This is a genomic window from Sphingobium sp. LF-16 (assembly GCF_003711185.1).
Taxonomy (GTDB): Bacteria; Pseudomonadota; Alphaproteobacteria; order Sphingomonadales; family Sphingomonadaceae; genus Sphingobium; species Sphingobium yanoikuyae_A.
On record NZ_CP029335.1, the window covers coordinates 4,446,971 to 4,458,753 of the forward strand.

Here is an 11,783-nt window from a genome sequence, read left to right on the forward strand (position 1 = left end):
CCATCATGACTGCAAGCCAGACGGGCTGGATCCCGGCGATCATCGCCGGGATCATCGCCACCACCATATCCTATGCCGGCCCGCTGGTGATCATCTTCCAGGCGGCACAGGGCCTTGAACCCGCCCTCGTCGCCTCCTGGATCTGGGCGATCTCGATCGGCAGCGGCCTGTTGGGCATATTGCTAAGCTGGCGCTGGCGCGTGCCGATCGTCATCGCCTGGTCAGCGCCGGGATCGGCGCTGCTGGTGACGATGCTGCCGCAGACTGATTTCGCGACCGCGATCGGCGCCTATATCGTCGCCAATCTCGCGGTCCTGCTGGTCGGCCTGTCGGGCGCCTTCGACCGGCTGATGCAGCGGCTGCCCGCCGCGATCACCGCCGCGATGCTAGCCGGCATCCTTTTTCGTTTCGTTATCGATATGATTGGCGCCGTGCCGTCCGCGCCGCTGATGCTGATCGCGATGATCGCCGCCTTCTTCGCCGGTCGCGTGCTGGCGCCGCGCTATGCCGTGGTCGCGGTGCTGATAACCGGCGTCGCCATCACCGCGCTCAGCGGCGGCCTGTCCGGATCGATCGGCACGCCGCACCTCACCATGCCGGTCTGGACGACGCCGCGCTTCGACTGGGCCGCGACCGCCAGCATCGCGGTGCCGCTGGCCGTGGTCGCGCTGACCGGCCAGTTCCTGCCCGGCATCGCCGTGCTGCGCGCCGCCGGTTACGACCAGCCCGCCGCCCGGCCGATCGTCTCGACCAGCGCCATCGCCTCGATCGCGCTCGCGCCGTTCGGCTGCCACGGCCTCAATCTCGCCGCCTTCACCGCCGCCATCTGCCTTGGCCCAGACGCCCATCCCGATCCCGCCCGCCGCTACATGGCCGGCATCGCGGGCGGCGTCACCTATCTCGTCTTCGGCGCCTTTGCCGCCACCGTGCTCGCGCTGTTCGCCACCCTGCCCAAGACGCTGATCGCCGCGCTGGCGGGCCTCGCCTTGTTTCCGGTCGTCGCCAATTCGCTCAGCACCGCACTGCGCGCCGAGCAGGGACGCGACGCCGCCCTTGTCACTTTCGCCGTCAGCGCATCGGGCATGACGCTGGCCGGACTCGGCTCCGCCTTCTGGGGCCTGATCTTCGGCCTCGCCGTCCACCTGCTCCAGAGCCTCGTCGCAAAACGGCCCGACCAGGCCACCGCATAACCAGAAAAACCCATATACCGGAGAGTATGCATGTTCGATCTTCTGGCGCCCGTCCTGGCCGCCTCCGCAGCACAAGCCGCCCCCGCCCCGCCGCCCGCTCCTGTCGACGTCGCGCAGAAGGAGGCGGCGCCGGCCGAAGCCCAACTGCCGCCATCACAGACCAGCGATCGGCCCAAGGCACCCAAGCCCGCCTTCCGCCCGATCAACCATGACGAGGATTATTCCGGCTTCCGCGATGTGCGCGACGCCAATCTGTGGACCCGCCTCAAATATCTGCCGATCGTCGGCAACACCTATGCCACGCTCGGCGGTGAACTGCGGCTGCGCCCCGAACTGCGGTTGGGCGAACGCTGGGGCCGCGGCCCCCAGGATGATGACGGCAATTTCCAGCAGCGCAGCCGTATCTGGGGTGACCTCCAGGTCGAAGGGCTTTTCCGCGCCTTCGTCGATCTCGAACATGCGACCAGCACCGGCCTCGATTCCGTCGTTGCGCCGATCGAGGAAGGCCGGCTCGACTTCAACCAGGCCTTCATCGAAGCGCATGTACCGATCGGCAAAGCGAAAATCACCGCGCGCCTCGGCCGACAGGAAATCGGTATCGGCAACCAGACCGTGTTCGACATGCGCGAAGGCGCCAATACCCGCCGCTCGCTCGACCTGCTGCGCGTCATGGCGACCCAGGGACCATGGGATGGCGGCTTCCTCACCGGTCATGCCGTGCTGGAGAAGCTCGGCACATTCGATGACGAAACCAATCATGATTATGACCTGACCGGCTTTCATGCCGGCCGCAGCTTCGGCGCCGGCGCCCGCACCGGTCGCGCCGAGGCGCTGTTCGTCTCTTCCGACCGCGCCAGCCTCGCCTTCGACAGCGAAGCCGCCGCCCGCGACCAGCGCCGCACCCTGTCGCTGCGCTATGCCGGCAAGCGCGACGCCTGGAGCATCGATGTCGAGGGCATCCGCCAATGGGGCTCGTTCGGCGATCTCGACATCGACGCCTATTATGTCACCGGCACCGCCGCCTATGGCTGGCAGGGCGGATGGAAGCCCAAGCTGGCCCTGCGCGTCGATGTCGGCTCGGGCGACAAGAACCCCAATGACGGCAAGATCGGCACCTATGCGCCGCTCTTCCCCAAGCCGCTCACCTATAATGGCGACCTTGGCCCGCATAATCTGACGATCATCCAGCCGCAGCTGTCGATCCAGCCGACGGCGAAGCTGAAGCTCGATTTTTCGGCGGCGGGCCTGTGGCGCACCTCCACCAAAGATGGCGTCTATTCGCTCGGTGGCCAGGTGCTTCGGCGCGGCGACGAAAGCGACAGCCGCTTCTTCGGCAAGCGCGCGACAGCGGCCGGCCAATATGCGCTCAACCCGTTCATGACGCTGGGCTTCTACACCATCTATGGCGACGTCTCGGAAAAGTTCAAACCCGGCCGCGACCTCTATTATGCCGCCACCTACCTGACCTTCCGCTTCTAGATCAGGCAGTGTGGATGTGCCGGAGGCAGGCGGGATCGCCGGTCTCCTCCGGCACAGGCAGCGGCTGTCAGCCCCGCCGTCGCCAGCGCCGGAACAGCGATAGCCCCAGCACCCCGCCGCCCACCACGGCCGCGATCGCGCCGCCAGCCGAGGCCAGCGCCCAGGCCCCGGCGGCCAGCAGGCCCGTCAGGAAATCGACGATGATGAGGGTGAGGTGGATCATGCAGGAAGGAAGACGGCGCTAGGCGCCAAGTTCCTTCGCCTCCTGATATTTCAGCTCCAGAAAACGATTCTGCGTCGCCAGCTTGTCGAGATCGCCGCTCGCCAGTTGCTCGCTCATCCGGCCGATCTCGGCGTCGATCACCGACAGGCCCTCGATCAGCTGCTTTTCGGGCACGCGGCCATTACGTTCCTCGCGGCGCAGTGGCGCGGGGATCGACTGATAGCCGGTGACCAGTTCGGGCAGATGATCGGCCAGCAGCTTGCGAATCTCGTGCGCGGCGGGATCCTGCTCGCCCAGTCGTTCGAGCTGCGGCGCCAGCGTCTCCAGCTTGACGCCGATGCTGTCGACCAGGCTGACCGCGGGCGCGGGCAAGGCCTTGCGCTGATTTTCCAGCCAGATTTCGGTCTTGAGCGGCAGGGCGGTCAGCGCCGTGTCCGCCAGCTTGTCAGGACTGACCGCGCGCTCGCCCGGCAGCAGCGCGAAGAACAGCGTGGTAACCAGCAGCAGGCCCAGCACGATCATCACGCCACTGGTGCCCAGCGGCATGAACCAGCCCGCGACCATGGCCGCGATGATGATCGCGAAGGCGGTGCCGGCGATCCGGCCCAGCCGCCGCATGATCGATGCGTTGCGCCGTTCGCGCGCGCGGCTGGTCAGGCTCTTGCCGCGCTCGCTATGGCGGCGCAGCACCGCCTCGGCATCGGCCAGCACGCGGTCGGACCGGCTCATGCCATCAACTCCGGGAAAAGGGGCAGGGTGGGGCGCATCCTTATCCCTCGATCGCGCTCAGCAGCGGGTTTTCCGCCCGCGCTTCCTTGGCGGCCTGGGCCTGGCCTTCGGACCGGGCGATATAGCCCTTAGACTTTTCCACCTCGCTCGACAGCACGGTGACCGTCGTCTTCATGTTTTCGAGCGCCTTGAGCTTGAACGTGTCGATATTGTCCATCGTGTCGTAGATATTCTGGAAGGCGCGCTGCAGCGTCTCGATCGGGATCGTGCTGCTGGCGGCCTGCTCGTGAATCTGCGCGGTCTGGCTCTTGAGCAGTTCGCCGGTCGAATCGATGATATTGGCGGTCGTGGTGTTGAGCGCGGTGATCTGTTCCAGCACCAGCCGCTGGCCGACCAGCGCCTGTGCCACAGTCACGGCGGTGCGCAGCGCGGCGACGGTGGTGGTGCTGGCGCGGTCCACGCCCTTCACCAGCTCGACATTATTCTTCTTCACCAGGTCCAGCGCCAGATAGCCCTGCACCGTGACCGCCATCTGGGTCAGCAGATCCTGGGTGCGCTGGCGGATGTAGAAGAGCGCGCTCTCGCGGATCGCCTTCGCCTTGGTCGGATCGGTCGAATCCAGCTCCAGCGCCTTGGACTCGAGGCGCGCGTCCATGGTCTTGCTGATGTGGATCATCTGTTCCAGCTTGCCCATGGTCTGCCACATATTCTGGCGTTCCACGTCGATCGCGGCATTGTCCTTGATCAGCACGTCCTTGCCGCTGGCAAGGCTGCCCAGGATCGAGTTGATATGCGTCTGGCTCGACTTGTAGCTGTCGAAATAGTCGCGCATCTTGTTGCCGAACGGGATGATGCCGAACAGCTTCTTGGGCGCGGTCAGGCTGCCGCGCTTGCCGGGGTCCAGATCCTCGACCGTACGGCGCAGTTCGGCCAGATCGGCCCCGACCTTGTTGTCGCTGTCCATCGCGCGCACCGGCCGATCGAGGAAGCGGTTGCTGTGCCCGGCGGCCTCGGCGATTTCCTTGCGGCCCATATTGGTCAACTGGTCGACGCGCTGGCCGAAGGCGGGCGAATTGGCATCCTGCGCCACCAGATCGTCGATGAAGGCATCGACCTTCTCGTCCAGCTTGGATCGCTTTTCCTCGTCGATCGGCACCAGCCCCGCCGCCTTTTCGGGCGCGACCACCGGCACCGGATCGGGCGGCGTGAGGTTCAGCGTATCAGCGGTCGCGGTCGGCGCGGTCGAAGCCATGTCATCTCCCAGGGGCCAGATCGGCCTGACTGTCATATGTGCATAAAACAGTAAGGCCGCAAGTCTCTCTGCGTGCAGATATAGGCGCTCGGGCCATGCCATTGCAATCGGGGGACGTCTGGTTAGCATGGCGCAAAGACCAGAGGAGAGTGAATGACGCAGCAGGAAGGGCATGCCCCGGCCGATCCACAGGCCGCGATGATCGCGGCGGTGGCGGCCGATCCCCGTTATGGCGAGCTGGTGGCACGGCGGGCGCGGCTGGGCTGGTGGCTGTCGGCGATCATCTTCACCGCCTTTGTCGGCTATCTCGCGCTGATCGCCTTCGACAAGGCGCTGCTCGGCATGCCGATCGGCGATGGCGTCACCTCGATCGGCATCCCGATCGGCCTTGGCCTCATCCTGCTCGCGATCGCGCTGACCGGCCTCTATGTCGCTTATGCCAATCGCCATCATGACGCACAGATGGCCGCCATCCTCAAGGATCATGGCGCATGAGGGCGCGGCTTGCCGGCGCGCTCGCCCTTGCTCTGCTTCCTGCTCCCGCCTTCGCCGCCGCGCTGGAGGGGGAGGCGCAGCGTCAGCCGATCAACTGGGTGGCGATCGCGATGTTCGTCGCCTTTGTCGGCCTGACCCTGTGGATAACCAAGGCGGCGGCCGCGCGCACCCGCACCGCGTCGGACTTCTACACCGCCGGCGGCGGCATCAGCGGCTTCCAGAACGGGCTCGCCATGGCGGGCGACTATATGTCCGCCGCCTCCTTCCTCGGCATATCGGCGCAGATATTCACCGACGGCTATGATGGCCTCATCTATTCCACCGGCTTCCTCGTCGGCTGGCCGATCCTGCTGTTCCTGATGGCGGAGCGGCTGCGCAACCTTGGTCGCTTCACCTTTGCCGATGTCGCTTCCTACCGTTTCGCCCAGCCGCCGGTGCGCAGCTTCGCGGCGGTCTCCACCCTGCTGGTCGTCAGCTTCTACCTGATCGCCCAGATGGTGGGCGCGGGGCAGCTCATCAAATTGCTGTTCGGCCTGCCCTATGCGGTGGCCGTGGTGATCGTGGGCGCGCTGATGATGCTCTATGTGCTGTTCGGCGGCATGCGCGCGACCACCTGGGTGCAGATCATCAAGGCGGTGCTGCTGCTGGGCGGCGCGAGCTTCATGGCGCTGATGGTGCTGGCCCAGTTCGGCTTCTCGCTCGAAGCCCTGTTCGCCCGCGCGGTCGCGGTGAAGAGCGCGGCGGCACAGGCCGCCGGTGCCACTCCCGCTGAAGCCGCGGCGAAGGGCCGCGCGATCATGGCGCCGGGCGGCTTCATCAAGGATCCGGTCTCGGCCATCTCCTTCGGCCTTGCACTGATGCTGGGCACGGCCGGCCTGCCGCACATATTGATGCGCTTCTTCACCGTCCCCGATGCCAAGGAAGCGCGCAAGTCGGTGCTGTGGGCCACCGGCTGGATCGGCTATTTCTATATCCTCACCTTCATCATCGGCTTCGGCGCGATCATCCTGGTCGGCACCGATGCCGGCTACAAGATGGCCGACGGCACGCTGCGCGGCGGCGGCAATATGGCGGCGATCCATCTCGCCCATGCGGTCGGCGGCAACGCGTTCCTCGGCTTCATCTCGGCGGTTGCCTTCGCGACGATCCTGGCGGTGGTGGCGGGGCTCACTTTGTCGGCCGCCTCGGCGGTCAGCCATGACCTTTATGCCACGGTGCTGAAACAGGGACGGGCCAACTCCGCCGACGAGCTGCGCGTCTCGCGGATCACCACCCTGGCGCTGGGCGCGCTGGCGGTGCTGCTGGGGCTGGTTTTCGAGAAGCAGAATGTCGCCTTCATGGTCAGCCTCGCCTTCGCGCTGGCGGCATCGGGCAATTTCCCGGTGCTGATCCTGTCGCTGCTGTGGAGTGGCTGCACCACCCGTGGCGCGGCCTGGGGCGGCACGATCGGACTGCTGACGGCCTTCGTCCTGACGCTCCTGTCGCCGGCTGTGTGGACCACCACCTTCGGCCTCGGCCCGGCACCTTTCCCCTATAGCTCGGCGGCGATCTTCTCGGTCCCGGCCGGCTTCATCGCCATCTGGCTGATCTCCCGGCTCGACCGCTCGCCCCGCGCGGCCGTCGACAAGGCCGGCTATCCGGCGCAGCGGGTGCGGGCGGAAACCGGCATCGGCGCCTTCGCCGCCAGCGACCATTGAACCTTCTCCTCCCGCGCCGCGTTCGGCGCGGGAGGAGAGAAGCCATGGACGAACAATTGACAGCGGCCGCCGACATGGCGGCGCATCGCCGGCCGGCATTTCCCGGCGAAAGCGCGGACTATGCCAAGGCGCGGCAGGACCTGCTGGCGGCGGAGATCGAATTTCGCCGCCACATGACGCGCCTGACCGCCCAGCGCCAGGCGCTGCCGCCCGGCCCGCTGATCACGAAGGATTATCGCTTCAAGGACGAGCAGGGCTTCGAGATCGGCCTGATCGACCTGTTCGGCGACAAGGATGTGCTGGTCAGTTACTATTGGATGTATGGGCCGGAACGTGAACGGCCCTGCCCGATGTGTACCAACTGGATCGGGGCGGTCGACGGCAATGCCAGCGATATCAAGCAGCGCGTCGCCTACAAGATACTGAGCCGCAGCCCGGTCGAACGGCAATTCGCCTTCGCGCAGGAGCGGGGCTGGCGCAACACCGACTTCATCCAGACGATCGGCGACGATTATGCCCGTGATCTCGACCTGCTCCAGCCGGACGGCGAATATCCTGCGCTGGTCGTCTATCGCCGCGACGGCGATCAGGTGCGGCTCTTCTGGATGAGCGAGATGGGACGCGAAATGGCCGATCCGGGCCAGGATCCCCGCGACGCGCCCGACATCGCCGCGCTCTGGTCGATCCTCGACCTGACGCCGCAGGGCCGGCCGGCCGACTGGTATCCCAAATTGCGCTACTGAAAAGGGGCGGTGTCGCCACCGCCCCCCCTCATGCGTCAGCGCGCGCCCTCGGCGTAGTAGCGCTCCATGTCGAGGCGCATCTGGTGCAGCGCTTCCGGGTTCAGATAAACCATGTGGCCTGCCGGATAATATTTGAACTGCAGGTTCGGCCGCAGCGCCGGCTCCAGCATCATGTGCTTCAGGTCGCGCTCGGTCGAGAAGAAGGGCGTCGCCATGTCATAATAGCCGTTCAAGGACAGCACGCGCAGATGCGGGTTGATGCGCATCGCGGTGCTGAGGTCGGCGGTGACGTCCGCGACATTCTGCTTGCGGCCCGACGGAGGCTCATGGCTCCAGTCCCAGTTGAAGGCGCCGCCTTCCCGCGCGCTCAGCCGATAGCTGAGGTCGGTCTGATAGCCGAGCTTGTTGGTCAGCTGATCCAGGAAGCTGCCGACATAGAGGCCGCTGATCGCGGTATCTGACGGATCATATTCGGGATCCTCGCCCGCCGCATCCTCGTCAATCCCCTTGTAGCGGCTGTCGAACCGACCCAGCGTTTCGCGCCCGTCGCGCAGCAATTCCTTGCGGAAGCGGCTGAGGCTGACGCGCAGATTGGCGCGCTTCAAATAATCGACTGACAGGCCGGTGAAGCGGCTCATCTGCTGGGCGACGGCGTCCTCTTCCTGGGCGCTGATGTCCTGGCCCTTCAGCAGCGCGGCGGCATAGGGGCCGTTGGCGAACTGGCGCGCTTCCTCGACAAAGGCTTCCAGGCTGGCCGGGCGGCCGCCGGGGACGCGATTATGATACCAGGCGGTCGCCGCATAGCTGGGCAGATAGCCGATATGGATGGTGTCGAAGCCCGACTGGCGGATGCCGTAATTCATGATCGAGGACAGCAGGATCACGCCGTTCAGCGCCATGCCGCGGTCTTCCAGCTGATAGGCGAGCGCGCCCGATCGGGTGGTGCCATAGCTTTCGCCGAAAATATATTTGGGGTCGCCCCAGCGGCCATTCTTGGTGGTGTAGCGCAGGATCGCCTTGGCAAAGGCATCGACATCCTGGTCGACGCCATAGAAGTCGGCGCCCTTGGCATCGCCCAGCGGCCGCGAATAGCCCGATCCCACCGCATCCAGGAACACCATGTCGGTGCTGCCGATCAGGCTGTCGGGATTGGGGCCGACATCGAAGGGCGCGGGCGCGACCGCTTCAGGATTGCCGGTGCGCACATGGTCGGGCGCAAAGCTGCCCATGCGCAGCCACAGCGAGGCCGATCCGGGACCGCCATTGTAGAAAAAGGTCAGCGGGCGATGCTTACCGGGCGCGGTATAGGCGGTGTAGAAGACGCTGGCGGTCGGCTTGCCCTGGGCGTCGCGGATGGTCAGCGTGCCGGCGGTCGCGCTGTAGGCGATCGACTTGCCGTCGACGCTCGCCGTGCCCTTGCTGGTCTTGGTCACTTCCTCGACCGGGGCGCTGGCCCAGTTCTTGGCGATCTCGTCCGCCGTCTGCTCGGCATGCTGCTTGGCGGCGTCGGGCGCGCCATCCTTCTGGGCGAGGGCAGGGTGGGACAGGGAAAGGGCGAGGAGGGAAGCAAAGCCAAGGGTGGCGGTCAGCCGCATGGGGTGTCCTTTTCTTTTCAGGGTGCGAACCTGACGCGGTGTCATAGGCGGCTGCCACAGCGGGGCAAGGGAAACATCATAACATGACAGGATATTCATCTGCGCTTCGGCCGATCCTTCCGCTGCCCTTGCCGCATCGCGTCATTTCCTGTAGGGGCGCGCCCGAAGCCTCTGCGCGGCCTTGTGTCGGCCAGGGGAGCCCCATATCCCAAAGGCAAGACATGTCCCTGCGTAATATCGCGATCATCGCGCACGTCGACCATGGCAAGACCACGCTCGTCGACCAGCTTTTCCGCCAGTCCGGCACCTTCCGCGACAACCAGCGCGTCGAAGAGCGCGCCATGGACTCGAACGACCTGGAAAAGGAACGCGGCATCACCATTCTGGCGAAGCCCACCTCGGTCGAATGGAACGGCACCCGCATCAACATCGTCGATACGCCCGGCCACGCCGACTTCGGCGGCGAAGTGGAGCGCATCCTCTCGATGGTCGACGGCGTGATCCTGCTGGTCGACTCGTCGGAAGGCGCGATGCCGCAGACCAAGTTCGTGACCGGCAAGGCGCTGGCGCTCGGCCTCAAGCCCATCGTCGTCGTCAACAAGGTCGACCGTCCCGACGAGCGCATCCAGGAAGTGCTGGACGAAGTGTTCGACCTGTTCGTGACGCTCGACGCCACCGACGAACAGCTCGACTTCCCCGTCCTCTACGCATCGGGCCGCAACGGTTACGCCAGCGAGGATTCGCAGCGCCGTGAAGGCACGCTGGAGCCGCTGTTCCAGAAGATCGTCGACCATGTCCCGCCGCCGTCGCTGGACCAGGACGCGCCGTTCAGCTTCCTCGTGACGCTGCTCGACCGCGACAACTTCCTGGGTCGTATCCTGACCGGCCGCGTCCAGTCGGGCACGGTCAAGGTCAACCAGCCGATCCACGCGCTCGACGCTGAAGGCAATGTGATCGAAACCGGCCGCGCGTCGAAGATCATGTCGTTCCAGGGCCTGGACCGCGTGCCGGTCGAGGAAGCCAAGGCAGGCGACATCATCTCGCTCGCCGGCCTCACCGTCGCGACTGTGGCCAACACCATTTCCGATCCGCAGGTCAGCACCCCGATCAAGGCGCAGCCGATCGATCCGCCGACCCTGTCGATGCGCTTTGCCGTGAACGACTCGCCGATGGCCGGCCGCGAAGGCAGCAAGGTGACGAGCCGCATGATCCGCGATCGTCTGGCCCGCGAAGCCGAATCCAACGTCGCCATCAAGGTGACGGAATCGGACGACAAGGACAGCTTCGAAGTCGCCGGCCGTGGCGAGCTTCAGCTGGGCGTGCTCATCGAAACCATGCGCCGCGAAGGCTTTGAACTGGGCATCTCGCGTCCGCGCGTGCTGTTCGGCGAAGACGAAAATGGCGGCAAGACCGAGCCTTACGAAACCGTCGTCATCGACGTGGACGATGAGTTCTCGGGCACGGTCGTCGACAAGATGAACATCCGCAAGGCCGAGATGACCGACATGCGTCCCTCGGGCGGCGGCAAGACCCGCATCACCTTCTCCGCGCCCTCGCGCGGCCTGATCGGCTATCATGGCGAATTCCTGTCCGACACGCGCGGCACCGGCATCATGAACCGCCTGTTCGAGAAGTACGGCCCCCACAAGGGCAAGATCGAAGGCCGCAAGAACGGCGTCCTGATCTCGAACGGTGCCGGCGAAGCCAATGCCTATGCGCTGGGTCCGCTGGAAGATCGTGGCATCCTGTTCGTCGGCGTGGGCGAAGCCCTCTATGAGGGCATGATCATCGGCGAGAATGCCAAGCCGGAAGACCTCGAAGTCAACCCGATGAAGTCGAAGGCGCTGACCAACTTCCGCGCCAGCGGCAAGGACGACGCCGTCCGCCTGACCCCGCCGAAGAAGATGACGCTGGAACAGGCGATCGCTTACATCGACGACGATGAAATGGTCGAAGTCACGCCCAAGACCATCCGTCTGCGCAAGCGCTACCTCGATCCGAACGAGCGCAAGCGCATGAGCCGCTCGAAGGCCGCTTGATTTATCAGGGCGGCTCATATGCAGGCCGCCTGATTTTCAGGTAAGTAGGTTTCGAAAAGGGCCGGTGTCGCGAGGCGCCGGCCCTTTTCCTTTATCCAGGAGGCTGCAATGGCCGATCTCTATCTCAAGGCGCTGGAATCCGAGCGGCGCAAATTATGGGCCGAATGCCGCCTCAAGGGCCTGCCCAAGGGCACGCCGGAACGCGAGCGGATCGTCGAGATCGACGCGCTGCTCAAGGCGCACAAGGCCAAGAAGGACGGCAAGTCCGCCAACCCGTGACGGCCGCTATTTTCCGGTCGGCTCAGCATAAATCCCGATAGGCGGGAAGGGCATGCTTCCTA

The 11,783-nt window shown here is 65.5% G+C and carries 11 protein-coding genes; 7 read left to right on the forward strand and 4 right to left on the reverse strand.

Annotated elements, in window-relative coordinates:
• The first annotated feature begins 5 nt into the window (after nucleotides 1-5).
• Both DIZ22_RS20965 and DIZ22_RS20970 read left to right on the forward strand, forming a co-directional pair.
• Nucleotides 6-1,190 carry a benzoate/H(+) symporter BenE family transporter gene (locus tag DIZ22_RS20965; protein WP_048936342.1) on the forward strand — a complete coding sequence of 395 codons (1,185 nt, stop codon included), beginning with the start codon at nucleotides 6-8 and terminating at the stop codon, nucleotides 1,188-1,190.
• A gap of 30 nt (nucleotides 1,191-1,220) precedes the next feature.
• Nucleotides 1,221-2,669: an alginate export family protein gene (locus tag DIZ22_RS20970; protein WP_122928719.1), complete on the forward strand. Its 1,449-nt coding sequence runs from the start codon at nucleotides 1,221-1,223 to the stop codon at nucleotides 2,667-2,669.
• Nucleotides 2,670-2,736: 67 nt separating this feature from the next.
• Here DIZ22_RS20970 and DIZ22_RS22035 read toward each other — a convergent pair whose 3' ends face one another.
• The 3 genes from DIZ22_RS22035 to DIZ22_RS20980 are packed head-to-tail and all read right to left on the reverse strand — an operon-like array spanning nucleotide 2,737 to nucleotide 4,873.
• Complete coding sequence (locus DIZ22_RS22035) at nucleotides 2,737-2,892, reverse strand: hypothetical protein (protein WP_004210133.1); 156 nt, start codon at nucleotides 2,890-2,892, stop codon at nucleotides 2,737-2,739.
• Between the two features lie 18 nt (nucleotides 2,893-2,910).
• Nucleotides 2,911-3,621: a hypothetical protein gene (locus DIZ22_RS20975; protein WP_048936344.1), complete on the reverse strand. Its 711-nt coding sequence runs from the start codon at nucleotides 3,619-3,621 to the stop codon at nucleotides 2,911-2,913.
• A 40-nt stretch (nucleotides 3,622-3,661) separates the two neighbouring features.
• Nucleotides 3,662-4,873, reverse strand: a complete 1,212-nt coding sequence (locus DIZ22_RS20980) for a toxic anion resistance protein (protein WP_048936345.1) — start codon at nucleotides 4,871-4,873, stop codon at nucleotides 3,662-3,664.
• 153 nt (nucleotides 4,874-5,026) lie between these two features.
• Here DIZ22_RS20980 and DIZ22_RS20985 point away from each other — a divergent pair, with 153 nt between their 5' ends.
• The 3 genes from DIZ22_RS20985 to DIZ22_RS20995 are packed head-to-tail and all read left to right on the forward strand — an operon-like array spanning nucleotide 5,027 to nucleotide 7,808.
• Nucleotides 5,027-5,368 (forward strand): DUF485 domain-containing protein, encoded by a 342-nt coding sequence (locus tag DIZ22_RS20985; protein ID WP_037506302.1) that lies wholly within the window; start codon nucleotides 5,027-5,029, stop codon nucleotides 5,366-5,368.
• Complete coding sequence (locus tag DIZ22_RS20990) at nucleotides 5,365-7,065, forward strand: cation acetate symporter (protein ID WP_048936347.1); 1,701 nt, start codon at nucleotides 5,365-5,367, stop codon at nucleotides 7,063-7,065. The genes DIZ22_RS20985 and DIZ22_RS20990 overlap by 4 nt, the downstream gene beginning before the upstream one ends.
• A 44-nt stretch (nucleotides 7,066-7,109) precedes the next feature.
• Entirely contained in the window at nucleotides 7,110-7,808 is a 699-nt protein-coding gene (locus tag DIZ22_RS20995; RefSeq protein WP_048936348.1) for a DUF899 family protein, read from the forward strand.
• Nucleotides 7,809-7,843: 35 nt separating this feature from the next.
• On the opposite strand, the gene DIZ22_RS21000 is transcribed toward DIZ22_RS20995, so the two are convergent.
• On the reverse strand, nucleotides 7,844-9,403 hold the full coding sequence (locus tag DIZ22_RS21000; RefSeq protein WP_048936349.1) for a peptidase S10: 1,560 nt from the start codon (nucleotides 9,401-9,403) through the stop codon (nucleotides 7,844-7,846).
• A gap of 221 nt (nucleotides 9,404-9,624) precedes the next feature.
• Here DIZ22_RS21000 and typA point away from each other — a divergent pair, with 221 nt between their 5' ends.
• Together typA and DIZ22_RS22040 are read left to right on the forward strand one after the other, a co-directional pair.
• Nucleotides 9,625-11,442 carry a translational GTPase TypA gene (gene typA / locus DIZ22_RS21005; RefSeq protein ID WP_004210140.1) on the forward strand — a complete coding sequence of 606 codons (1,818 nt, stop codon included), beginning with the start codon at nucleotides 9,625-9,627 and terminating at the stop codon, nucleotides 11,440-11,442.
• Nucleotides 11,443-11,550: 108 nt separating this feature from the next.
• Entirely contained in the window at nucleotides 11,551-11,721 is a 171-nt protein-coding gene (locus DIZ22_RS22040; protein WP_004210141.1) for a hypothetical protein, read from the forward strand.
• The last annotated feature ends 62 nt before the right edge of the window (nucleotides 11,722-11,783 follow it).